Origin of the sequence: Frondihabitans sp. 762G35 (genome assembly GCF_002074055.1) — a bacterium.
GTDB lineage: Bacteria > Actinomycetota > Actinomycetes > Actinomycetales > Microbacteriaceae > Frondihabitans.
This window is the reverse complement of the sequence record NZ_CP014619.1, coordinates 3217360-3240456: the sequence shown is the minus strand read 5'-3', so window position 1 is coordinate 3240456 and position 23097 is coordinate 3217360. Positions and strand designations below refer to the sequence as shown.

The window sequence follows — 23097 nt, the reverse complement described above, 5'->3', positions numbered from 1 at the left end:
GGGTCGCTCTCGGAGGTCACGTCGGCGATCGCGCCTCGGTCAGGCTCGGTTGCGGGCGACCTCGGTGCTCGAGTAGAGGTCGCCTGCGGCCAGGGGCTTGCCCGCGGCCACGGCTCCGACCCACGCCTCGGTGGTGCCCACGGCGGCGAAGCCGGTGTGCAGGACGATCAGCACGCTCTCGTGCAGGTCTTTCGCGGAGATGCTGCCGGCCTCGTTCGCGAGGTCGAGCGTGCCGGTGGCGTCGGAGAGCACCTCGACGGACAGGCCGCGCTGCGCCGCGTCGCGGGCCGTCGCCTCGATGCAGTTCTGGGTCATGTAGCCGATCAAGGTGAGGGTGTCGACACCCTCGCGCGCGATCCAGTCGGCGAGGTCGGTGCCGTCGAGAGCGGACGCCTCCTGCTTCTCGACCCGGTGCGCGAACACGCGCCCGTCGAGCGCAGGGGGCAGGTCGGCGCCGCGGCTGCCCCGGGCGAACACCGGCGACGAGGCGTCGTCGACGTGCTGGACGCCCACCGTCGCGATACCCGCGGCGTCGGCGGCGTCGAGCGCCCGCACGATGTTGGGGACGCTGACGTCGAGCGCCGGATACGAGATCGGCAGCCCGCCGTCGACGTATTCGTTCTGGAGGTCGATGAGGACGAGTGCGCGCTTCATGGTCTCTTCTTACACGGCACGGCTGTCACCCAGCCGCTCCGTCTCGACCGACAGGGGACCGAGCCGCAGGATCCCGCTCGACAGCGGCTCGCACCGCACGCCGCCCCGGCCCTTCAGCGCGCGGAAGGCGCCGGGGGCGAGCACCTGATCCATCCAGGCGCACGGGTTCGCGGGGCGGTTCGCCTGGAAGAGCACCGGCCCGTCGCCGGAGTCGAGGGCGAAGGTCTCGCCGACCAGCGCGTCGACGTCGACGCCCTCCGTGACCACGTTGCGCCGGGGCGCGGCAGGATCCAGCGGCTCGGCCAGCCCGAGCACCTCGTGCACGTGCTCCAGCGACTCGATCGCGAAGAGCGTCACCGACGCCCGCCGGTGCGCGGGTGCGTTGAAGTACCGGTCGCCGACCACGCCGAGACCGGCGCGGATCTCGACGCTCTCGTGCGACTCCTGCCCTCTCGCCTCGGCGGGGCCGTCGGCGGGCCGGCCGACGAAGCGCGAGTGCGGCGAGGCCAGCAGGAGTCGGATGCGCGGTTCCATGGGTCGAGGCTAGTGCGGGGCGACCCGCCGCCCACCGCAGCGGACCGAGGTCACCCGCGCGCCAACTCCTGCCGGAGTCTGTCGGCCAGACCGTCGACCGCCGCGGCCGCCGCGACGACGAGGGCCTTGCCGCGCGGGCGGCCGGAGACGATCCAGACCTCGCGGTCCTCGTGCTCCACCTCGACGACGCCTCGGACGGCTCTCAGGGCGCTGGTGACCGCGTCGGCCAGGTCGTCCTCGAGAGGCTCCTCCCGGACGAACTCGGCGGCGGCCACGGCGACCTGCCAGGGCCACTCCTTCTCTCCGCGGATCTTCAGCGCGGCGACGCCCTCGTAGTCCTCGCCGTCCCGGATCCACTCCTGCTCGACCTCGTCGTCGAGCACCCTCACGCGAATGGGCTTGCTCATGGAGAGAGTCTGACGACCCGGAGCCGTCCGCGCCAGACCCCGAGTGGGTCGCACGACCTCGGGCGGTGTCGCGAAGACCGGAACGGCCCTACGCTCCGGGTGATCACGAACGCACCGGGAGGCCGACATGTCCGAATCCGTCCGCAGCGCACGACCGCGCGACTCCGTCGACCGCGGGCTCATCGTCGGCGTGGCCGTCGTCGCCATCGTGCTCGGGGTCGTCGCCGTGTTCTTCCCGCGCGCGTCGCTCGTCACCATCGCCGTCCTCTTCGGGTTGTCGCTCGTCGTCGTCGGTCTCTTCCGCGCGGTCTTCGCCTTCCTCGGGAAGGGCCTCCGCTCCGGGGTCCGCTGGTTCGTCGGCATCGTCGGGCTCCTGATCTTCGTGACCGGCATCGTCTGCCTCATCGACCCGGGTCAGTCGCTCGCTGTGCTCGGGCTGATCATCGGCATCGGCTGGCTCTTCGAGGGGATCACCGGCATCCTCGCCGGAGCCGTCGGCTACTCCGCGGGACCCCGGTGGACGGCGATCCTCGGGGGAGTGGTGGCCGTGGCGGCCGGCGTCGTGATGATGATCCTGCCCGTCGCCGCGCTCGCCGCCTTCGTCACGGTGGGCGGGATCCTGCTGATCGTCGTCGGCATCGCGATGCTGCTGCACCTGCCCGCCCGGGTCCGCGCGGTCTAGCGCGCCCCGCTGCCCGTCCCGCCCCGCCCCGCCCCGTCCCGCCCCGTCCCGCCCCGCCCCGTCCCGCCCCGTCCCGTCCCGCCCCGCGAGACTCCACAACACGCCGCTCACTTTCCGCCGGCGTGGCCAATCGTGGAGTCTGGGCGGCCGGAGCCGCGGGCGCCCCCCCCTGTCCGCCCGCGAGACTCCACGTTTGGCGCGTTTTCCCGAAAGTGAGCGGCGAGTCGTGGAGTCTGGGCGGCAGGAGCCGCGGAACGCCCCGGGCCGGGCGGCCCACCGGCACCGCAGTGGTTGGATGAGCACGTGGACCAGTGGACGGGCGACCTCCCCCCGGCAGCGCACGAGCGCATCGAGCGCCAGCGCGCCAGCGGCACGGCCGGCTCCCTTCTCTCGGCGCCCGCCGCAGCGGCCCTCCGGAGCGCGGGCCTCGCCCCGGTCGGCGAGGTCTTCGGCTGCCTCGTCATGAACATCGGCTGGTCCGGCGGCACCTGCGGCGTCTACGGCCTCGGCTACGCGTCGTCCGTGAACGCCTACCAGTCGGCGTGGACCACCGGCGGGCCCCGGACATTCCCGACGAGCCCCGTCCTCACGACGGGCGGCGCGAGGGGCAGGAGCAGCGGCTTCGGCTCCTACGTCAAGACGTACGAGGCCGCCTGGCACGGTGCCCTCGACCGGATGCTCACCGAGGCGGCGCTCCTCGGAGCGGAGGGCGTCGTCGGCGTGACCATCGGGCGTTCCCGGCTCGACGGCCAGGCGTGGGAGTACACCGCGACGGGGACCGCCGTCCGCACGGTCGACCCGACCCTCGTGTCCCGGAGCGATCACCGCACCGACCGGGCCGGAGCGCGCCGCCCCGATCGCGGCACCGGCCTCGGCACAGCCGGGATCACGGCGGAGAGCCGGCGGAGCCCCGATCCTGCGCGCCACGTCTGGGCGTCGGCGCTCAGCGCCGAGGACACCGCCGCCGCCGTCCTGTCGTCGCTGGTGCCGCGCGGCATCGTGATGGGCCTGTCGATCTCGACGAAGCACGAGGACTACCTGATGCAGCAGCAGCGCCGCAGCTGGTCGAATACGGAGGTCGACGGGTTGACGCAGCTCCTGACCGCGGCCCGGCAGGATGCCCGTGCCCAGCTCACGGCGCGCGCCTCGACGATCGGCGGTACCGACCTCGTCCTCGACACGATGTCGATCGGCGAGTTCGAGACGCCCTGCGGCGAGGAGAAGGACCTCCACGCCGAGGCGCTCTTCGTCGGGACCGTGCTCGCGCCCGGCCCGATGTCGGCCTTCCGCTCCCGCGACGATCCCCGGACGGGCGCCGTGCTGACCGTCCTCCCGCTCGACGACCGCCACCGCCCGACCCGAGGAAGACCATGACCGACACCCCCACCGGCCCCGACCTCTCGAAGGTCGCCCTGCCGAAGGACGCCCGCGCCCGCCTCGCCGACGGGCGGAAGCGGCTCTTCACGTCCGATCTGACCGTGAACGAGTTCCTGCTGGTGAAGCAGGCCGGGTTCCGCCCGGTCGGGCTCGTACTCGGGTCGAGCGTCTACCACGTCGGGATCCAGCTCGGGAAGTGGTCGAAGAACATGGAGCTCGACAAGCTCAGCGAGGCGATGTACCACGCCCGCGATCTCGCCATGACCCGGATGGAGGCGGAGGCCGACGCGCTCGGGGCGGACGGCATCGTGGGCGTCCGGCTCGAGATCGACTTCAAGGAGTACGGCAACGATCTCGCCGAGTTCGTGGCGGTGGGCACGGCCGTCGTCGCCGACGAGGCGCCGCCGACGGGGACCTGGCGCAACAACCGCGGCCTGCCGTTCACCTCCGACCTCTCGGGCCAGGACTTCTGGACCCTCATCCAGGCCGGTTACGCGCCCCAGGGTCTCGTCATGGGCACCTGCGTCTATCACATCGCGCACCGCGGCATGCTGGCCTCGCTCAACACGGTCGGGGCGAACGTCGAGATCCCGCAGTACACCGAGGCGCTCTACGACGCCCGCGAGCTGGCCATGGGCAGGATGCAGACGGAGGCGGAGGTCCTCGCGGCCGAGGGGATCGTGGGCGTGCAGCTGCTCTCCCTCCCGCACCGCTGGGGCGGCCACACGACGGAGTTCTTCGCGATCGGCACCGCCGTGCGGTCACTGCGCGACGACCACGTCATCGCGACGCCGACCCTCGTGCTCCCGCTCACCGACGGGCCGTCCCGGTGAGCGATGCCTCCGGTCCGGGAGCATCCGGTGTCGGCACCTCCGGTCCGGGCGCCACGGGTCTCGGCGCGTCCGCGGGCGACGATCCGCGCGCGCTCCTCGCGGCCCTGGTCGACGGCGTCGGGCGTGCCCTGCCGGCAGGGGTCGCGCGTCGGACGCTCGAGGTCGAGCGCACCCGCACCCTCGGCGACCGTCTGTCGGGTCGGCCGGGAGCCGTGTCGCTCGTCCGGATCCGCCGCGACGACGAGTCGATGACCCTGCGACTGGAGCGCGACGGCACGCTCGTCGGCGAGGTCGCCCGGGTCGTGCGCGGCATCGTCATCTCCCGCCGGACCCTCTCCCTCGGCGACTGGCTCTCGCTCTTCGCGGGCGAGGTCGGGGCCATCGCAGCGGACGCGGCCGGCGACGCCGCGAACGCCGCGCGGGCCCTGGCGGCGCTCGGCGTGCGCCCCGTCGGCACCGACGTCGTCGTCGACGACTCCGACGTGGCGCGGGGGCTCGTGGCCCTGCCCGCGCGCCTCGGGGGCCGCGTTCCCGCCGAGGCGGCGGATCGCGTGACGCGGATCGCCTCGCTCCTCGGCGAGACCCTGCCGCGGGTGGCGGGGAGCGGCGAGCCGGAGATCCTGGTCCGGCGGACCGCCACGGCCTACCTGCCCGACACCCTCCGCGCCTACCTGGCGCTCCCCGCCGACTGGGCCGAGAGCCACGTGCTCTCGAACGGCATGACGGCCGCCGAGGCGCTTCTCGCGCAGCTCGACGCGCTCGAACTGGCGGCCCGCAGGATGCGCGACGCCGCCGTCGAGCAGGACGCCACCGGCCTCCTCGTCAACGGTCGGTTCCTGGCGGACCGCTTCGCGGTCTCCTCGCTCGACCTGCCGCCCGCCGGCCCGCCCGCCCCGCCGCACACTCCGGCGTGACTCCACAACACGCCGCTCACCTTCGGGGAAACGCCCCAATCGTGGAGTCTCGCGGAACGGCCGCGTTACCCTTCCGCGCGTAACTCCACAACACGCCGCTCACCTTCAGAAAAACGCCCCAATCGTGGAGTCTCGCGCCCAGCGGACCACGCCGCCCCGCGATGCCCGTGCCGCGTCAGCCGCGAGGACCAGCGGCCCGCGACCGCTCGAGGTACCCCTGCGACCGCGCGACCTGCCCCTCGAGGGCGACCACCGTCTCCTGCATGCTCGCGACCGCCTTCGCGCGATAGCCGTCGATCGCGTCCATCGTGGCGAACACGGAGTCGAAGGCCTTCTGGAGCGTCTCGACGCCGACGCCCGACGTCGTCGCCTGCTCGTGGACCGTGCTCGTCTGCTGCTGGAGGAGGTCGCTGGTCCGGCCGATCATCGCGTTCGTCGCGTCGTTGAGGGCGCCGATCTGGTCGAGGACGAGCTTCTGCGTCCCGAGCGCCTCGGACACGAGCACGGCGGTGCGGAGCGCCGAGATCGTCGTGGTCCGCGCCCGCTCGACACCCTTGATCAGCTCGACGTTGTTCTTGCGGACCAGGTCGAGCGCCAGATAGCCCTGGACCGACACGGCGATCTGGGTCGCGAGATCCTGCCGTCGCTGCCGGATCGGGAACAGGGCGTCGGCGACGAGAGCGTCGGCCGCTCGCGGGTCGGTCGCGCGGAGCTCCTCCGCCTTCGCGCCCGTGGCACGGTCGAGCGCGGTCGCGAGCGTCGAGTACTCGGCGAGGCGGCCCATGGTGGCCCAGAGGTTCGCCCGCTCCTCGTCGATGGCGGCGTTGTCCTTCCGGAGCTCGTCCTGCCCGGACACCAGCGCCGCGATGACGGCGTCGAGCTGCTTCTGCGACGACTGGTACCGCTCGAAGTAGCGGGCGATCTTCCGACCGCCGGGCAGGATGCCCAGGACCTTCCTGGCCCCGTGGAGGTCGGCGTGCCCCGGGTCGAGGTCGGTGACGACGTCGCGGAGATCCTGCAGGCTCTTGGCCACCCGGGTCTGCGCGTCTCCGGCGGCTCCGCGGCCCCGCGCGGCGGCGAGCGAGGTGGAGGGCTTCTCGAGGAGGCGGTTCGAGACCTGGGCGGAGGCGCGGAGCTCCTGCTCGCCCATCCGGACGATGTCGTCCACCCGGGCGACGAACGCGGGGCTGTTCGGCTGCTCGCCGGCGAGGTCGCGGACGAACTCCTCCGCCTTGGCGTCGAGCTCGCTGCGCTTCTCGGGCGGCACGGCGACCATGCCGACGGCCTGGTCTTCGGTCACCTCGGGGACGGCGGCGGGCGGCGTGAGCTTCTGGCCCAGATCGAGTTCGGACATCCAACCCCTCCACAACCGCGCGCGGGTGCGCGTCGACCTCAGCCTAGGACGCGCGCCTCCGCCGGTGCCCAGTGCCGGTGCTGCGCGAGACTCCACGATTGGTACGTTTTCCCGAAAGTGAGCGGCGAGTCGTGGAGTCTCGGCGGCAGGAGCCGCGGGTCGGCCGGGATCGCGGGAGCGAGACTCCACGATTGGCGCGTTTTTCCGAAAGTGAGTGGCGAGTCGTGGAGTCTCGCCCGGGGGGCCGGCGGCTACGCCCGCAGCAGGTGCAGCGTCACGTCGGCGGAGTGCTCCGAGGCCAGCAGCGCGTTCGAGTCGTGGTCGTTCGCGCCGTCGGGCCCGGCGAGGTCGGAGATGCCCCGCACGGAGAGGAACGGCACCCCGTGCACGTGACACGTCTGCGCCAGCGCGATCGACTCCATGTCGGTGGCGACGATCGCGGGGAAGAACCCCATGCCCCGCTCGACCTTCTCCGGCGTCATGAACGAGTAGCTCGACGCGATCAGGCCGGCGTGGGTCCGCCAGCCGCCGCCCTCGGGTGAGAAGGCGAGCGACGAGCGCAGGAGCCGGTCGTCGCCCAGGTAGGACGCCGGCATCCGGGGCACCTGCCCGTACGCGTAGCCGAACACGCGGGCGTCGGCGTCGAGGTTCACGTACTCGGCGCCGACGACGACGTCGCCGACCTCGATGCGGGGGCCCGTGCCTCCTGCGGTCCCGGCGCTGAGGACGACGGGCGCCGGAGCACCCGATCGCTCGGCGAGGACGATGGCCGCCGTCGCGGCACCCGCCGCGTTGACGAGGCCGATGCCGCTCCGCACGAGGAGGAGCTCGACGTCGTCGACGGTGAGGGTGCGCTGGACGGCTCCGCCGACCTCGACCTCGTCGGACACGCGGGAGGCGCGCTGGAGGAACGGCTCCGCCTCCTCCTCCATCGCGACGACGACGATGCCCGGTGCGCTGCTCACGCGGTGACGGTCGACCACTCGGCGCGGGCGCTCAGGAAGGTGCGCGCCGCCTCCTGCGCGCCCTCGAGCGAGTGGTTGGCGCCCCAGCCGCACTGGACCTCGTTGGCGGCCGGCACCTCGGTGGCCTCGAGGATGTCGTTCATGGTCTGCTCGATGAGGTCCATGACGTCCTCGATGTCGGGCGTGCCCTGGAGCAGGAGGTAGAAGCCGGTCTGGCAGCCCATCGGCGAGAAGTCGACGACCTTGTCGGTGCGCGAGCGGGACTTCTCGGCGAAGAGGTGCTCGAGCGAGTGGACCGTCTTCATGTCGAGGTGGCCCTCGTTGGGCTGCGTGAAGCGGACGTCGTACTTCGAGAGCGTGTCGCCGTGCGGGAGCTCCTTGTGGTCGGCCAGGCGCACGTAGGGGGCCTCGACGGTGCGGTGGTCGAGGTTGAACGACTCGACGTTCATCTTGGGCTGGTTCATTTCGCTCCTTCGTGCGTGCGTCGCGGACGGGGGCGCCGCCTGCGCGCGTGCGATTCCGTCCGTGCGAATCGTACCCGGCGGCTCCGTCGGGAGCACCTTGGAAGTCGCCTCCCCCTCTTGCGACGTCACACGGGGCTGCCGCACACTGGAGGGAGCGCACTCGTCGTGGAGTGGCATCTCCCCCTTCCGCCCACCAGCAGCACCGACCGCGACGACTGCGCTTCGTCGTTCCCCGCCGCATCCTGCGAGCGTCGAACGGCGTGACCGACGCCCCCGGCGTCGGCTGTCGTCGTGGCCCGAGGTCTCATGACAGACACGATCCAGCGACCGCGTCCGACCGACGCGACCCCTCAGCCGCACACCCTCACCGCGCAGGGAGTGGTCGGCATCGCCGTGCTCGGACTCGCCACCTTCCTGGCGATCACGACCGAGCTGATGCCGGTGGGTCTCCTGTCGACCATGAGCGGCGACCTGGGGGTGAGCGAGTCGCAGATGGGCGCCGTCATCACGGTCTACGCGCTCGCCGTGGCCCTCCTCGCGCTGCCGCTGACCTGGGCGACGGCGCGCTTCCCGCGCAAGACGATCCTCGTCACGACGCTCGCCGGGTACACGGTCTCGAATCTCGTGGTGGCGCTCGCGCCCAGCTTCGCCGTCGTGTGCGCGGGTCGCGTCATCGGCGGCGTCGCGCACGCCCTCTTCTTCTCCGTGGCGTCCGCGTACGCGACGCGCATCGTCCCGCCGCGGCTCGCGGGCCGCGCCATCGCCTTCGTCTACTCCGGCTCGTCGCTCGGCTTCGTCATCGGCGTGCCCGTCGCGACCACCGTGGGCGACCAGCTCGGCTGGAGGCTCGCGGTCGGCGCGGTCGCTGCCGCCACGGCGGTCCTCGCCCTCGTGGCGCTCGCGTTCCTGCCGAGCGTGCACGGGCAATCGCACCCGCACGTGTCGTCCGCGCGGGGCTGGGCGCGCTCCGGCCTGATCGCCGTCGTCACGGCCGACCTGCTGCTTTTCGCCGGCCACTACGTCGTCTACACGTACATCGGGCCGTACCTCGTCACCGCGGGTCTCGGGGCGGACGCGATCGGCGTCGCCCTCCTCGTCCTCGGCGGGACGGGGATCGTCGGCCTGCTCCTCGCGGGCGCCTTCGTCGACCGTGCGCCTCGGCAGACGCTGCTGGCGGCGGTCGGGGTGATGGCGCTCGCGCTCGCGGCGCTCCCGTTCGTGCACGGCTCCCTCGTCGGCACCTTCGTCGTCGCCGGCGTCTGGGTCGCCGCGAACGGCACGACGGGAACCCTGTTCATGGCGGCCGCGATCCGCACCGGCGGGGTCAGCCCGGACATCGCCGGTGCCATGATCAACGCCGGCTCCAACGTCGGCATCGCCGGCGGCGCCGCGCTCGGGGCGCAGGTCTTCGGCGGGGCCGGCCTCGGCGCGCTGCCCTTCTCGGCCTCCGTCGTGGTCGCGGCGAGCTTCGTCGTGATCGCCCTCGCCCGCCGCGGATTCCCTCGACACGGGCACGCGCAGGAGACGCTGACCACGTCGTCCCTCCGCGTCATCACCACCTCCGTGGCGGCGATCACGTCGTCGATCCGCACCGTCCCCGGTGCGGGGACGGGCGCGCAGACCACGGGACGGACCGCAGGAGCCGCGAGCGCCGCACCGGCCGCGCCGCCGGCGCCCCGTCTCCGGGCGACGGCCACCGTCCACACGGCCACCGGTTCGCTTCGCACGGTGACCGGCTCGATCCGGACCGCCACCGGCTCGGTGCGGGTGCCCGGGTCGCGGCGGGGCTGAGCCGGCCCGCTCGCGGAGTCCGCGCCCGCCGGAGCCTTCACCCGGCGCAGCCCGCTCCGCTAGACCGCGAACACCAGCAGCGTGCTCGACGCCGTCGCGATGAGACGCCCGGTGCCGTCGCGGACCTCGCCCTCGGCGAAGGCCGCGCGCGTCCCCGGCTTCGTCACGTGCCCCGTGGCCCGGAGCTCGCCGCTCTCGGCCGAGAGCGGGCGGAGGTAGTTGACCTTGATCTCCAGCGACGTGTAGCCCTGGCCCTGCGGCAGGGTCGTCTGGACGGCGCATCCGAGCACCGAGTCGAGCACGGTGCAGACGAAGCCGCCGTGCACGGTGCCGATCGGGTTGTAGTGCGACTCGTCCGGCGTGCACCGGAACTCGACCCGCCCCGTCTCGGCGGACACCGCGCGCAGGTTCATGACCGCGAGGATCGGGGGCGGCGGCAGCGTGCCGTCGACCAGCGCCTCGAGGAAAGCCAGCCCGGACATCGTCTTCGCCGCCTCGGCGGAGACGAGGGGATCGGCCCACGTGATCGTCTTCGTGCGGCCGTCGTCCGTGGCTCCTGCGGTTTCCGTCATGTCGACCCCTTCGTCGTCGGCGCCCCCGCGGGCGCACCGACGCCATTATCCTCGGGGCATGGCAGAGCAGCTCGACGTCGCCGTCGACGACGGACACGTGCTCCGGGTGCACGACTCGGGCGCGGATCCCGAGGCCGTCCTCACCGTGGTCTGGCACAACGGCTCGCCGCACACGGGGGCGCTGCTCCCGCCCGTGGTCGATCCGGCGCGCGACCGCAGGATCCGGGTCATCACGTACGCCAGGCCGTCCTACGGCGGGTCGACTCCCCGGCCCGGCCGCGCCGTCTCCTCCGCGGCCACCGACGTCGAACGGATCGTCGACCGGCTCGGTGTCGACCGCTTCGCGACCCTGGGGGCCTCCGGCGGCGGTCCGCACGCCCTCGCCTGCGCCGCCGTCCTCGGCGACCGGGTGACGGGCGTCGTCACCTTCGCGGGCGTGGCCCCGGTCGACGACGAGCCCGACTGGTTCGAGGGCATGGCGGCTCCCGGGGGCCTGCGCGCGGCGCTCCACGGTCGCGAGGCCCGCGAGCTCTTCGCGGAGACGGACGAGTTCGACCCGTCGAGCTTCGTCCCGGCCGACTACGCGGAGCTCGACGGCACCTGGCGGCCTCTCGGCGCCGACGCGGGCGAGGCGGACCGCGCAGGAGCCGCGGGGCTGATCGACGACGACGTCGCGTTCACGACCCCGTGGGGCGTCGACCTCGGAGCCATCGTGTCGCCCGCGCTCGTCGTGCAGGGCGCCCTCGACCGCGTCATCCCGCGGTCGCACGGCGAGAGACTCGTCGGAGCGGTACCGACGGCCGATCTCTGGCTGCGCCCGCGGGACGGGCACGTCTCGGTGCTGACCGCCCTGCCCGTCGCGTTCGATTGGCTTCTGGCGCACGGGGATCACCCCACAGCGATGTCGCATTCTCGCTAGAGAACACCAGGCCCACCGGGGAGGATGGAGTCATGCCCCTCGACGAGACCCTCTGCCGCGGTGCTGTCCGGAGCCGCGATGCGCGCTTCGACGGCATGTTCTACCTCGGGGTCTCGTCGACCGGTATCTACTGCCGCCCGAGCTGCCCGGCGCGCACCCCCAAGACCGAGAACATGCGCTTCTACGCCTCCGCCGCCGCGGCGCAGTCCGCCGGGTTCCGCGCGTGCAAGCGATGCCGGCCCGACGCCACCCCGGGCTCGCCCGAGTGGAACGTCCGCTCCGACACCGTGGCCCGGGCCATGCGACTCATCGCCGACGGCGTCGTCGACCGCGAGGGGGTGCCGCGACTGGCCGAGGCGCTCGGGTACAGCGTGCGGCAGGTGGAGCGGCTCCTGCAGGAGGAGCTGGGAGCGGGCCCCCTGGCCCTCGCCCAGGCGCAGCGCGCGCAGTCCGCCCGGACCCTCGTCGAGGCCACCGAGCTGCCCTTCGCCGATGTCGCCTTCGCCGCCGGATTCTCGTCGGTTCGGGCGTTCAACGACGTGGTGCGCGCCACCTACGCGGCGACGCCGACCGAGCTGCGTCGAGCGGCGGCCGAGCGGGACGCGCGCGGCGGCGCCGGCCCCGAGTCGGGAGCGGGGGCCGCAGGAGGCTCGCGGTCGGGCGTCGTCTCGCTCCGGCTGCCGTTCCGGGAACCCCTCGAGCCGTCCAACCTCCTCGGCCACCTCATCGCCACCGCAGTGCCCGGTGTCGAGGAGTACCGCGGGGGCGCCTACCGCTCCACCGTGCGACTCCCGCGCGGCTGGGGCGTCGTCGCGGTGCATCCGCCGGCCGGGGGAGCGTTCCCCGTCACCCTGCACCTGAGCGACGTGCGCGACCTCGCGGCCGCCGTCAGCCGGTGCCGACGCCTGCTCGACCTCGACGCCGACCCCGTCGCGATCGGCGAGGCCCTCGGGGCCGACCCGCACCTCCGGGCCCTCGTGCAGGAGTCGCCGGGTCGCCGCGTCCCCCGCACGCTCGACCCCGAGGCGCTCGCCCTCCGCGCGGTGCTCGGCCAGCAGGTGTCGACCGCGGCCGCCCGCACCCACGCCGGGCGGCTCGTCGCGGCCCTGGGCGAGGAGATCGTCGATCCCGACGGCGGCCTGACCCACCTCTTCCCGCGACCGGTCGACGTGGTCGCGGCGGCGCCCGTGCTCGATCGATCGCTCCGGATGCCGGAGTCACGGCGTCGCACCGTCCTGACGATGGCGACCGCGCTCGCCGACGGGACCGTCGACCTCGGTGCGGGTGCGGACTGGCAGGCCGTCAGAGCGGGGCTCCTCGCGCTCCCGGGCATCGGGCCGTGGACCGTCGAGACGGTCGCGATGCGCGCCCTCGGCGACCCCGACGCCTTCCTCCCGAGCGACCTCGGCATCCTCAAGGCCGCCCGCGACCTCGACCTCCCCGACAAGGTGCCCGCGCTGGAGCGGGCCTCCCGCGCCTGGTCGCCCTGGCGCGCCTACGCCGTGCAGTACCTGTGGGCCACCAGCCCGCACGCCGTCAACTCGCTGCCCGAGACCTCGCTCCCGGCCGGCATCCCCGAAGGAGTCACCGTATGAGCCACACCGTCGTCGACTCGCCGCTCGGCGCCCTCACCCTGGTCGCCGAGGAGGCGTCCGGAGCCCTCCGCGCCCTCTACATGGTCGGCCACCGGCACGCCCCCGACCCGTCGACCTTCGGCGACCGCCTCGCCGGGGACGACGAGCGGCGGGTGTTCGGCCCGGTCGTCGACCAGCTCGGCGAGTACTTCGCCGGCGGTCGCCGCGCCTTCGACCTCGCCACGGCCCCCGCCGGCACGCCGTTCCAGCTCGCCGTCTGGGAGCGCCTGCGGGCGATCCCCTACGGCGAGACGCGCACCTACGGCGAACTCGCCGCGGAGATCGGCAACCCGAAGGCGGTCCGGGCCGTGGGGCTCGCGAACGGGCGGAACCCGCTGAGCATCGTCGTCCCGTGCCACCGCGTCATCGGGGCGAACGGAGCCATGACGGGCTTCGGCGGCGGGATCGAGCGGAAGGAGTTCCTCCTGGCGCTCGAGGGCGGTGCCGCCGTGCATCCTGCGCTGTTCGCCTGAGAGGCCCCGAAGGGTGCCCGGGCGTACCGTGGTGCCGACGATCGAGCAGCGGGAGGCGGGTCGGTGGAGCGGAGAGACGGGCGCGAGCGCAGGATGCCCGGGGTCGACGACACCCCGGAGTCCCCCCGTGTCGACCCCGGCCTCGCCGCCGCCCGCTACCGACTGGGCCGCGACGCCCCGGCCGAGCCGGAGCGTCGCCCCGAGACGGCGGCCGAGCTCCGCGCCATCGCCAAGACCGCCCTCGACCTCGCCATCGACCGCGGCGACTTCGACGACCTGCCGCTGGCCGGCAAGCCGATCCCGAGCCTCGCCTCGGGCACCTACGACCCCGACTGGTGGATCAAGGGGCTCATCGAACGGGAGGGCCTCACCGGGGTCGCGCCGCCCGCCCTGTCTCTGCGGACGGAGAACGAGCGCCTCGACGACCAGCTCGACGCGATGGCGACCGAGGCGTCGGTGAGGGCGGCCGTGGCGTCGTTCAACGACCGCATCGTCGACGCTCGTCGGCAGCTCACGGGAGGGCCGCCCGTCGTCACGCCCACGCGCGACGTCGACCGCGAGGTGTCGCGGTGGCTAGGACGGCGCGAGGCGCGGCGGGCCGAGGCGGCCGCGGCCGCCGCCGAGGCGCGCGACGCGACGCCCCCGACCTGGCGTGACCGCCGAAGGGCCCGGCGGGCCGCCCGGGCGGAACGCTCCGGGCGGCCGGACTCCTAGTCGGTCCCGCCCGCGCTGACCTGAGCGGTCTCGTCGGCGGAGGCTTCGGTGTTCCCGGCGATCTCCGCCTGTCGCGGTCGCGCAGGGGCCTCCTTCTCGGGCAGGTCGCGCGCCTTCTCGGAGCGGTACCAGCCGAGGCGCGACCCCGTCTCGACCGTCTGCATGCCGATGACGACCTTGCCGCGCGACTTCATCTGCGCGAGATCGGCGTACGCGTCGACGATGTACTCGAAGGGGTAGAAGCCGGAGATGAGCACCTGCACGGTGCGGTCCTGGACGATCTTCGCGAGGCGCTCCAGCATCTGGCGGGCCTCCTCGTCCTCCACCGGGGCCCGGAGGAACCGCAGCTCGATGTCGCGCCGCTCCTCGGACGAGACGAACCGCTCGGGCCGGACCCCGAGTCGCTCGGCGAGCTCCTCCGCGGCGCTCTCGCCGTGGTTGTCGATGAACGCCGTGATCGGTCGACCGTTGGCCGCCTGGCGGATCCGCTCCTCCTCGCCCTCGCCGTACGCGACGGGGACGGTCCCGATCTGGCGGAGGTAGTCGTGGTTGCGGGGACTTCCGAGAGCCACGACGAAAGCGCCGGCGCGGCGGGCGAGCTGGCACTGGATGTGTCCGACACCTCCTGCGGCTGCGCCGATGACGACCGTGTCGTCGCGTCCGAGAGAGAGGCTGTCGACGACGGACAGCGCCGTCGCCCCGGCGAGGTAGAGACCGCCGGCCTCCTCCCAGCGGAGCTGCGAGGGCTTCTTGATGACGGCCCGGCGCGGCACCCGGATCCAGGTGGCGTGGGCACCGCCGTCGGGAGCGCGGCCCATGACCTCGTCGCCGACCTTCAGATCGCGGACCTCGGATCCGCGCACCCGGACGATGCCGGAGAAGTCCGTGCCCTGGTGGGCGGGGAAGGTCAGCTCGACGTGGTCGCGGAGCTTGCCCTCCCGGAGGAACCTCTCGATGTGGTTCAGTCCCGCGCTGACGACCTCGACGACGATGTCGCCGGGGCCGGGCGTGGGGCGCTCCTGGCGGACGACGTCGACCACGTCGAAACCGCCGTACCGGTCGTACTGAACCGCTCTGCCTTCACGCATGGAGTCTCCTTCGGCTTCACTGCCACGCACCGACCGCGACCGGGATTCCCGGCCGCGTGTGCTTGTCCCGAGACTAGCCATTTCCCGCAGGCGCGGTAACGGTTCGTCGGCGGGCCGCCGAGGCGACGCCGCCTGGACTAGTCGGTCTCCGGCACGACCTGCTCGGCGGTCTCCTCGGCCGCGGCGCGATCGTTCCGCCCGCGCCACTTGCCCTGGCCGACGTACGTGATCATCACGTTGAGCACGGCCACGGTCGGCACCGCGAAGAGCGCCCCGGGCACGCCGGCGACGAACGAGCCTCCGGCCACCGCGAACACGACGGCCAGGGGGTGGACCCGGACGGCGTTGCCCATCACGAGCGGCTGGAGCACGTGCGCCTCGAGGAGGTGCACGCCGAGCACGCCGCCGAGCATGATGACCGCCTGCAGCGGGCCGACGAACACCAGGGCGATGATGACCGCGAACGCACCGCTGACGATGGCTCCGACCACGGGGATGAACGACGCCAGGAAGACGATGACGCCGATCGGGATGGACAGCGGCAGGCCGAGGAAGAAGGCGATCAGGGCGATGCCGACGCCGTTCACCGCGGCGACGAAGATCTGCACCCGGACGAACGTGGTCAGGGTGTGCCAGCCGGCCTGACCGGCTCCGTCCACGGCCTCGCGAGCCCGACGCGGGAAGAGGCGCGTCACCCACTTCCAGACGTTCTCGCCGTCGATGAGCATGAAGATGGTGGCGAAGAAGACGAGCAGGCTGGCGGTCAGGAGGTGGCCGGCCGTCGTGCCGATCGACAGGGCGCCGGAGAGGATCGACTTGCTCGAGTCCTGGACGGCCTTCGTGATGCTGGAGAGGTAGCCGTTGTAGTCGCTCGTCGTCAGGTTGAAGGGCGGGCCCGCGAGCAGCGACTTGATCTGGTCGAAGCGGGTCGTCGACTCCTTCTCGAGCGTCGGCAGACCGGAGCGGATCTGCTCCACGACGAGGAGCACGAGTCCGCCGACCACGACGATCGCCGCCAGGAGCGTCACCACGATCGCCAGCCAGCGCGGCCAGCGGTGCCGGATGAGGGCCGTGACGGCGGGCTTCAGCAGCGCCGAGATGAGCAGGGCGATGAGGAACGGCACCACGATCTCGCTGAGAGTCGAGATGAGCCACCCCACGAGGGCCAGGCAGGCGGCGACGACGAGGATGCGCCAGCCCCAGGCTCCTGCGATGCGCATGCCGTTCGTGACGGTGTCGTCCCCGCGGAACGGGGCGGGGGCGGCACCGGGGGCGGTGTTCTTGGGGCGGAGGAAGCTCATGGTCGGAGTCTGCTGCTCTTTCTGATGACCGGGGGCGAAGCGCGCCCACAGGAAAGTCATACACGCCTGAGACGTCGCGAGTGCCGCAGATGTCACGCGACGCGCCCCGGGAGCCGCCACTACAGTTCTGCCATGACCCTTCCGACCGGAGACATCCTCCAGCCGGGCGTCGGCGAGATCCCCGCGTCGACCTATCTGGCCGCCACCCTCGAGACCACCCTCTGGGGGCGGCTGCCCTGCGCCGCCGACACGGCCGTGCTCACGGTCGACCCGGGCACCGAGGTCACGATCGACACGATCAGCCACGAGGGGATCCTCGACGACCAGGGCCGCGACCCCGCCGCGTACTTCGCCGGCCACGGCGTGCCGCGCGAGCACGTGCTCGACGACGCGGTCGAGATCGCAGGAGCCCCGAACCCGCGCGACCCCGCGGTCGACGGCCCGCACGTGGTCACCGGCCCGATCGCCGTCCGCGGGGCCCGCCCGGGCGACGTGGTGACCATGACGCTCCTGCGCGCCGTGCCCCGCGCGCCGTACGGCGTCATCTCGAACCGGCACGGGCGCGGCGCGCTCGCCGGGGAGTACCCGCTCGCGGCCGAGAACGTCAGCGTCTTCGCCGCGGTGGAGCGGACGGCCGCGGGCGAGCTCGTCGGCACGCTGCCGCGCGTGCCCGGCGGCGCGCACACGGTGCGGTTCCCGCTCCGGCCGTTCCTCGGCATCATGGGCGTGGCCGTCAGCGGGACGGAGCGGGCGCACTCGGTCCCGCCCGGCGCCCACGGCGGCAACATCGACATCAACCTGCTCGTCGAGGGGACCTCGCTCCACCTGCCGGTCCAGGTCGACGGCGCCCTCGCCTACGTGGGGGACCCGCACTTCGCGCAGGGCGACGGCGAGGTCGCGCTCACCGCGATGGAGGCGTCCCTCCGCGTGACGATCCGGTTCGATCTGATCCGCCGCGAGGAGGCACTGCGGGCGTTCGGCGAGATCAGCGGGCCGCTCGCCGAGACGCCGGAGTTCCTCGTCCCCACCGGCCTCGACGAGGATCTCGACCTGGCGGTGCAGAAGTGCGTGCGCGCGGCCATCTCGCTCCTGCACGCCCGATTCGGCATGGACGAGGCGCTCGCCTACGCCTACCTGTCGGCCGCGACCGACTTCGACATCTCCCAGGTCGTCGACCTGGTCAAGGGCGTGCACGCCAGGATCCGGGTGAGCGACTTCGATGAGTGACGTGACGGAGACCGCGCCGACGACCGTCCAGGGGGAGCTGCCAGACGGGCTCGTGGAGGCGTTCGACGCCTACGAGCGGGCGCTCGCGGACAACGACCGGGTCGCACTCGCCGCAGCCTTCGAGGAGGGTGACGAGACGCTGCGCGCCGACACCGCCGGGCTCCTCGTCGGGCACGAGGCCATCACGGCGTTCCGCGGGCGCCGGTCGGCGGCTCCGGACCGCAGCGTCGTCGACCTGCACGTGCGCGCCCTGGGGCCGGATGCAGCGCTCGTCGTCTCCGTGAACGCCCCGGCCGCGGGTGGCCAGGGCCTCGTCACGCAGCTCTGGCGCCGCGGGGCGGACGGCGTGTGGCGGATCGCCGTGGCCCAGGTGCAGGCGCCCGCCCCCGTCTTCGACACGCGCATCTGGCGGGTCGTGGGAGCGCCGCTCGTGGCTCCCGCTGCCGACCCCGCCTCGTCGTCGGACCCCGCCGACGACGCGCACTCGCTCCGCGGCGAGACCGTCGCCGTGAAGGACCTCTTCGCCGTCGCCGGCCACGCGATCGGCGCGGGCGTCCCCGCCTACCTGGCCGAGGCTCCGGTCCGTAAGTTCCACGCCCCCGCCGTCCAGGCGCTCCTCGACGCGGGAGCCGCGCTCCTCGGGATCGCCCAGACGGACGAGTTCGCGTACAGCATCGCCGGGCGCAACTCCGCCTACGGGACCCCGCCCAACGGCGCCGTGCCGGGAGCGATCTCCGGCGGGTCGTCGAGCGGGCCGGCCTCGGCGGTCGCCCTCGGGCACGCGACCATCGGGCTCGGCACCGACACCGGCGGGTCGATCCGCGTCCCCGCCTCCTACCAGGGGCTCTGGGGCCTCCGCACGACGCACGGCGCGGTCCGCCGCACCGATCTCGTGCCGCTGGCTCCGACCTTCGACACCGTCGGCTGGCTGACGCGCGACGCCGACCGGCTCGCCCGAGCGGCGGCCTCGACGCTCGTCGGGCTGACGGCGACCTCCGCCTTCGCGCAGCGCCCCGTCGCCCCGGCCTTCGTCGTCGACCCCCGGCTGACCGCGTCCGTCTCGACCGAGGTCCGCGCCGCCTTCGGCTCCCTCCTCGGATCGCTCGTCGCCTCGGGTGCCGTCGACCGTCCCGACGAGGTCGCCCTCGGCGACATCGCCCACCTCTACGAGCTGTTCCGCACCATCCAGTCCGCCGAGGCGTGGCGCTCCCACGGCGACTGGATCACCGCCAACCCCGGCTCCCTCGCCCCGGACGTCGAGTCGCGCTTCGCCTTCGGCCGCAGCGTCACCCCCGAGCGAGAGCAGGATGCCCGGGTCGAACTCGCCGAGCAGCGACAGCACCTCGACCGCGTCCTCGCCGACCGGATCCTGCTGCTCCCCTCCGCTTCGTCGGCGGCCCCGCCGCTGTCGGCGACCCCCGCGGAGTTCGACGCCGTCCGCTCCGCGACCCTCGGGCTCACCTGCATCGCCGGGATCGGCGGCTTCCCGGCCGTGTCGGCGCCCCTGATGCGCGTCTCCGGCGGCCCCGTCGGCCTGTGCCTCGTAGGGCCGCGCGGCTCCGACCTGGCGCTCGTCGAGGTGGCGGCGGGTCTCGCGCAAGCCCTCGCCGTCTGAGCCGACGCCGTCCGGCGGTGTCGAAGACGTAACGCGGCTGAAACAGGTGTTCCGTAGACTGGCGTCGTGAAACACGACTTCCAGCCGATCGACCCGCCGTCGCGCCTCCTCATGGGCCCCGGGCCCATCAACGCCGACCCGCGCGTGCTCCGCGCGATGTCCGCCCAGCTCGTGGGCCAGTACGACCCCTGGATGACCCGCACGATGGACGAGACCCAGGCCCTCTACCGCGAGGTCTTCGTCACTCAGAACGAGCAGACGCTCCTCGTCGACGGTACCTCGCGCGCCGGCATCGAGGCGGCCCTCGTCTCGCTGATCGAGCCCGGCGACCGCGTGCTCGTGCCGATCTTCGGACGGTTCGGGCATCTCCTGCGTGAGATCGCGGAGCGCTGCGGCGCCGAGGTCCACGTCATCGAGGTGCCGTGGGGCCAGGTGTTTACGCCCGAGCAGATCGAGGAGGCGGTCGTCCGCGTCCAGCCGAAGCTGCTGACGATCGTGCACGGCGACACCTCGACGACGATGGCCCAGCCGCTGGAGGGGATCGGCGACATCTGCGCCCGCAACGGCGTCCTCTTCTACACCGACGTCACCGCGTCGCTCGGCGGCAACACCTTCCGGGTCGACGAGCTCGGCCTCGACGCCGTCACGGCCGGCCTCCAGAAGTGCCTGGCGGGTCCGTCGGGCTCGGCTCCGGCGACGTTCTCGGAGCGCGCCGTGGAGGTCATCCGGTCGCGGAAGTCGGTCGAGGCGGGTATCCGGAGCGAGGGCGACGCGGTCAACGCGCACCCGATCCGCTCCAACTACTTCGACCTCGCGATGATCTTCGACTACTGGGGCCCGCAGCGCCTCAACCACCACACCGAGGCGACCTCGATGCTCTACTGCGCGCGCGAGTGCGCCCGGATCCTGGTCGACGAGGGCCTCGATCAGGCCGTCGCGCGCCACGAGCTGCACGGTCGAGCGATGCTGCACGGGCTCCGCGGTCTCGGCCTCGAGGTGTTCGGCGACGTCGAGCACAGGATGAACAACGTCACCGCCGTCTTCATCCCCGAGGGCATCGACGGCGACGGCGCGCGGGCCGCGATGCTGAACGACTTCGGCATCGAGATCGGCACCTCGTTCGGCCCCCTCCACGGCAAGGTCTGGCGCGTCGGGACGATGGGCTACAACGCGCGCAAAGACACGGTCCTCACCACGCTCGCGGCCCTCGAGTCCGTGCTGCGCCGCGGCGGCCGGACGGTCACCGGAGGCGGGGGCGTCGGAGCCGCGTACGAGGTCTACGAGGAGGCTGGCCTCTCATGACCGTCGACGCGCAGGCGATCCTCGACCGCTGCGACACGCTGGCCGGCGAGAGCTCCACGGCGGAGGGCATCGAGCGGGTCTACCTGTCGCCCGAGCACAGCGCCGTCAACCGCCTCGCGGCGGGGTGGATGAGCGAGGTCGGCCTCGAGACCTGGACCGACGCCGCCGGTAACCAGCGCGGTCGGTTAGAGGGTTCGACGCCCGGGCTCCCGGCGCTGCTCCTCGGCTCGCACCTCGACACGGTCCCGAATGCCGGTCGGTTCGACGGGATCCTCGGCGTGATGCTCGCCATCGCCGTCGTCGACCGTGTCCGCGCCTCCGGCCGCACGCTGCCCTTCGCCCTCGAGGTGCTCGCGTTCGGCGACGAGGAGGGCACCCGGTTCGGGACGGCGCTCCTCGGCTCGCGGGCCGTCGCCGGCACGTGGGACGACGCCTGGTGGACGCTCGCCGACGCCTCCGAGACGACCCTGCGGGAGGCGTTCGTCGCCTTCGGGCTCGACCCCGAGCGCGTGGGGGAGGCCGCGCATCCTGCGGGCGCCGCCATCGGCTACCTCGAGGCCCACATCGAGCAGGGCCCCTACCTCGAGGAGGCCGACCGGGCCCTCGCCGTCGTCTCGTCGATCGCCGGTGCGCGCCGCTTCGCCATGGCGCTCACGGGGGAGGCCGGCCACGCGGGGGGCGTCCCGTTCCACCGCCGACACGACGCCCTCGCCGGCGCCTCCGAGGTCGTCCTCGCCGTCGAGAGGCTGGCCCGAGACGCAGGATGCATCGCCACCGTCGGCCGCCTCCAGGCGTTCCCCGGCGGGGTGAACGTGATCCCCGGCCGGGTCGAGTTCAGCCTCGATCTGCGCGGCGAGACCGACGCGGCGCGCGACGCCGTGTTCTCGGGCATCCTCGCCGTCGCGGCGGACACCTGCGAACGGCGCGGGCTGGCCTTCGCCGTCGAGGAGACGCACAACGCACCCGCCGTCGTGGCCGACGCCGCGCTGCAGCGGGCGGTCCGAGCGGGAATCCGGGCGACGTGGGACGCCGAACCGATGACCCTGTTCTCGAAGGCCGGGCACGACGCGATGGCCCTCGCCGAGTCGGTGCCGTGGGCGATGCTCTTCGTGCGCAACGGCCGCGGCGGCATCAGTCACCACCCCGACGAGACCGTCACCGTCGAGGACGTCGCGACCGCGCTCGACGCGTTCGAAGCCGCCGTCCTGGCGGTGGCCGAGACGTATCCCGCGTGAGCGACGACCCGGATGCCTCCCGGGGCATCCACGAGAGGATCGACGCCGACTACTCCGGGCTGACGCCGCGGGAGCGGGCCGCCGCGGACTTCATCCTGGAGCACCTCGACGATCTCGCGGTCTACTCGGCGACCGAGATCGCCGAGAGCAGCGGCGTCTCCAAGGCGACGGTGTCCCGGCTCTTCCGCCGCCTCGGCTTCGCGGACGCGAGCGAGGTGCGGGAGCAGGCGCGCGCCTCCCGGAGTCGCGGGGTCCCGGTCGGCCCGCACCGCGGCTCCGGCGATCTCGCCCGTCACGCGGCCCAGGAGAGAGCGAACCTCGACCGCCTGCTCGACGGACTGGGCGGCGGACGCCTGGAGGCGGCCGCCGCCGCGATCGCCTCGGCTCGGGAGGTGGTCGTGGTCGGGTTCCGCAACGGCTACCCCGTGGCGCTCCACCTGCGGCAGCAGCTCGCGCAGGCGCGGCCGCGCGTGCGGATCGCACCGCAACCGGGTCAGTCGGTCGGGGAGGAACTCGTCGGACTCGACGCGCGCGACGTGGTCGTCGTCGCCGGGTTCCGGCGTCGGCCCGCGGGCTTCCCCGGGATGGTGGGGGCGCTCGTCGAGCGGGGTGTGCCGGTGATCGTGCTGGCCGACCCGTCGCTGCGGTCCGTGCCTCCTGCGGTCACCCTGCTCGTCTGCCCGGTCGACGGCGTGACGCCCTTCGACAGCTACGCGGCGGCGATGAGCCTCGCGAGTCTGCTCGCCGGCGCCGTGCTGGCCGCGACTCCGGGAGCGTCGTCGCGATCGCGCATCGCGCAGATCACCACGGTGTACGCGGCGCTCCAGGAGTTGGAGTGACGCGTCTCCGCTCTAGCTCCGGGTGACGCGGTAGATGCCGTAGATCACGCCCGGAACGTGGCCGAGAAGCTGTAGCAGGAACGCCCAGAGGACGCGGATGCTGGGGCCCTCCTTCAGCAGGACGGCGAGGAAGGGGAGGAAGAAGCACAGGACGATGAGGAGGATCTTGCCCACGGGGGACTCCGTTCAGAGTGGTCGGGTAC

At 73.2% G+C, this 23097-nt stretch carries 24 protein-coding genes; 14 read left to right on the top strand and 10 right to left on the bottom strand.

From position 1 onward, the window contains the following. Positions 1–39: 39 nt before the first annotated feature. The 3 genes from AS850_RS15405 to AS850_RS15395 are packed head-to-tail and all read right to left on the bottom strand — an operon-like array spanning position 40 to position 1595. A complete protein-coding gene (locus AS850_RS15405) occupies positions 40–654 on the bottom strand; it encodes a cysteine hydrolase family protein (RefSeq protein WP_119869917.1) in 615 nt (204 codons plus the stop codon). Positions 655–663: 9 nt separating this feature from the next. Next, positions 664–1188 (bottom strand): MOSC domain-containing protein, encoded by a 525-nt coding sequence (locus tag AS850_RS15400; protein WP_119869916.1) that lies wholly within the window; start codon positions 1186–1188, stop codon positions 664–666. A 50-nt stretch (positions 1189–1238) separates the two neighbouring features. Further along, a complete protein-coding gene (locus AS850_RS15395; RefSeq protein WP_123955551.1) occupies positions 1239–1595 on the bottom strand; it encodes a hypothetical protein in 357 nt (118 codons plus the stop codon). 127 nt (positions 1596–1722) lie between these two features. Between AS850_RS15395 and AS850_RS15390 the strand changes: the two genes are divergently transcribed. The 4 genes from AS850_RS15390 (at position 1723) to AS850_RS15375 (ending at position 5401) form a co-directional block, all read left to right on the top strand. Then, positions 1723–2277, top strand: a complete 555-nt coding sequence (locus AS850_RS15390) for an HdeD family acid-resistance protein (RefSeq protein ID WP_119869914.1) — start codon at positions 1723–1725, stop codon at positions 2275–2277. 303 nt (positions 2278–2580) lie between these two features. Beyond that, complete coding sequence (locus AS850_RS15385) at positions 2581–3651, top strand: heavy metal-binding domain-containing protein (protein ID WP_119869913.1); 1071 nt, start codon at positions 2581–2583, stop codon at positions 3649–3651. Beyond that, positions 3648–4487 carry a heavy metal-binding domain-containing protein gene (locus tag AS850_RS15380; RefSeq protein ID WP_119869912.1) on the top strand — a complete coding sequence of 280 codons (840 nt, stop codon included), beginning with the start codon at positions 3648–3650 and terminating at the stop codon, positions 4485–4487. Before AS850_RS15385 ends, AS850_RS15380 begins: the two co-directional genes overlap by 4 nt. Next, on the top strand, positions 4484–5401 hold the full coding sequence (locus AS850_RS15375; protein WP_119869911.1) for a hypothetical protein: 918 nt from the start codon (positions 4484–4486) through the stop codon (positions 5399–5401). The genes AS850_RS15380 and AS850_RS15375 overlap by 4 nt, the downstream gene beginning before the upstream one ends. 175 nt (positions 5402–5576) lie before the next feature. On the opposite strand, the gene AS850_RS15370 is transcribed toward AS850_RS15375, so the two are convergent. The 3 genes from AS850_RS15370 to AS850_RS15360 all read right to left on the bottom strand — a co-directional run bounded on the left by AS850_RS15370 (position 5577) and on the right by AS850_RS15360 (position 8184). Continuing rightward, positions 5577–6755 carry a toxic anion resistance protein gene (locus AS850_RS15370; protein WP_119869910.1) on the bottom strand — a complete coding sequence of 393 codons (1179 nt, stop codon included), beginning with the start codon at positions 6753–6755 and terminating at the stop codon, positions 5577–5579. A 251-nt stretch (positions 6756–7006) separates the two neighbouring features. Beyond that, the gene (mtnN, locus tag AS850_RS15365) at positions 7007–7720 is read right to left on the bottom strand and encodes a 5'-methylthioadenosine/S-adenosylhomocysteine nucleosidase (RefSeq protein WP_236940761.1); all 714 of its coding nucleotides are present in this window, start codon (positions 7718–7720) and stop codon (positions 7007–7009) included. After that, a complete protein-coding gene (locus AS850_RS15360; protein WP_119869909.1) occupies positions 7717–8184 on the bottom strand; it encodes an S-ribosylhomocysteine lyase in 468 nt (155 codons plus the stop codon). Before AS850_RS15360 ends, mtnN begins: the two co-directional genes overlap by 4 nt. A gap of 306 nt (positions 8185–8490) precedes the next feature. Here AS850_RS15360 and AS850_RS15355 point away from each other — a divergent pair, with 306 nt between their 5' ends. Next, entirely contained in the window at positions 8491–9975 is a 1485-nt protein-coding gene (locus AS850_RS15355) for an MFS transporter (RefSeq protein ID WP_119869908.1), read from the top strand. Between the two features lie 59 nt (positions 9976–10034). Here the strand turns inward: AS850_RS15355 and AS850_RS15350 are convergent, their stop codons facing one another. Continuing rightward, positions 10035–10547 (bottom strand): PaaI family thioesterase, encoded by a 513-nt coding sequence (locus AS850_RS15350; RefSeq protein ID WP_119869907.1) that lies wholly within the window; start codon positions 10545–10547, stop codon positions 10035–10037. A 58-nt stretch (positions 10548–10605) separates the two neighbouring features. Between AS850_RS15350 and AS850_RS15345 the strand changes: the two genes are divergently transcribed. The 4 genes from AS850_RS15345 to AS850_RS15330 all read left to right on the top strand — a co-directional run bounded on the left by AS850_RS15345 (position 10606) and on the right by AS850_RS15330 (position 14287). Continuing rightward, on the top strand, positions 10606–11466 hold the full coding sequence (locus AS850_RS15345; RefSeq protein ID WP_119869906.1) for an alpha/beta fold hydrolase: 861 nt from the start codon (positions 10606–10608) through the stop codon (positions 11464–11466). Positions 11467–11498: 32 nt separating this feature from the next. Beyond that, positions 11499–13061 carry an AlkA N-terminal domain-containing protein gene (locus AS850_RS15340; RefSeq protein ID WP_119869905.1) on the top strand — a complete coding sequence of 521 codons (1563 nt, stop codon included), beginning with the start codon at positions 11499–11501 and terminating at the stop codon, positions 13059–13061. Continuing rightward, positions 13058–13573, top strand: coding sequence for a methylated-DNA--[protein]-cysteine S-methyltransferase (locus AS850_RS15335; RefSeq protein WP_119869904.1), 516 nt, complete (start codon positions 13058–13060; stop codon positions 13571–13573). Before AS850_RS15340 ends, AS850_RS15335 begins: the two co-directional genes overlap by 4 nt. 63 nt (positions 13574–13636) lie before the next feature. Further along, on the top strand, positions 13637–14287 hold the full coding sequence (locus tag AS850_RS15330) for a J-domain-containing protein (protein WP_236940760.1): 651 nt from the start codon (positions 13637–13639) through the stop codon (positions 14285–14287). Here the strand turns inward: AS850_RS15330 and AS850_RS15325 are convergent. Both AS850_RS15325 and AS850_RS15320 read right to left on the bottom strand, forming a co-directional pair. Continuing rightward, positions 14284–15375, bottom strand: a complete 1092-nt coding sequence (locus AS850_RS15325) for an NADP-dependent oxidoreductase (RefSeq protein WP_164088485.1) — start codon at positions 15373–15375, stop codon at positions 14284–14286. The two genes, AS850_RS15330 and AS850_RS15325, sit on opposite strands and share 4 nt — an antisense overlap. A gap of 137 nt (positions 15376–15512) precedes the next feature. Next, positions 15513–16676, bottom strand: a complete 1164-nt coding sequence (locus AS850_RS15320; protein ID WP_119869901.1) for an AI-2E family transporter — start codon at positions 16674–16676, stop codon at positions 15513–15515. Positions 16677–16808: 132 nt separating this feature from the next. On the opposite strand from AS850_RS15320, the gene AS850_RS15315 reads away from it, so the two are divergent. The 5 genes from AS850_RS15315 (at position 16809) to AS850_RS15295 (ending at position 22894) form a co-directional block, all read left to right on the top strand. After that, a complete protein-coding gene (locus tag AS850_RS15315; protein ID WP_119869900.1) occupies positions 16809–17903 on the top strand; it encodes an acetamidase/formamidase family protein in 1095 nt (364 codons plus the stop codon). Beyond that, a complete protein-coding gene (locus tag AS850_RS15310; protein ID WP_119869899.1) occupies positions 17896–19518 on the top strand; it encodes an AtzH-like domain-containing protein in 1623 nt (540 codons plus the stop codon). The genes AS850_RS15315 and AS850_RS15310 overlap by 8 nt, the downstream gene beginning before the upstream one ends. 111 nt (positions 19519–19629) lie before the next feature. After that, the gene (locus AS850_RS15305; protein WP_119870371.1) at positions 19630–20820 is read left to right on the top strand and encodes a pyridoxal-phosphate-dependent aminotransferase family protein; all 1191 of its coding nucleotides are present in this window, start codon (positions 19630–19632) and stop codon (positions 20818–20820) included. Then, positions 20817–22055: an allantoate amidohydrolase gene (locus AS850_RS15300; RefSeq protein ID WP_119869898.1), complete on the top strand. Its 1239-nt coding sequence runs from the start codon at positions 20817–20819 to the stop codon at positions 22053–22055. Before AS850_RS15305 ends, AS850_RS15300 begins: the two co-directional genes overlap by 4 nt. After that, a complete protein-coding gene (locus tag AS850_RS15295) occupies positions 22052–22894 on the top strand; it encodes a MurR/RpiR family transcriptional regulator (protein ID WP_236940759.1) in 843 nt (280 codons plus the stop codon). Before AS850_RS15300 ends, AS850_RS15295 begins: the two co-directional genes overlap by 4 nt. A 12-nt stretch (positions 22895–22906) precedes the next feature. Here AS850_RS15295 and AS850_RS15290 read toward each other — a convergent pair whose 3' ends face one another. Next, on the bottom strand, positions 22907–23068 hold the full coding sequence (locus AS850_RS15290) for a YqaE/Pmp3 family membrane protein (protein WP_119869897.1): 162 nt from the start codon (positions 23066–23068) through the stop codon (positions 22907–22909). Between the last annotated feature and the right edge of the window lie 29 nt (positions 23069–23097).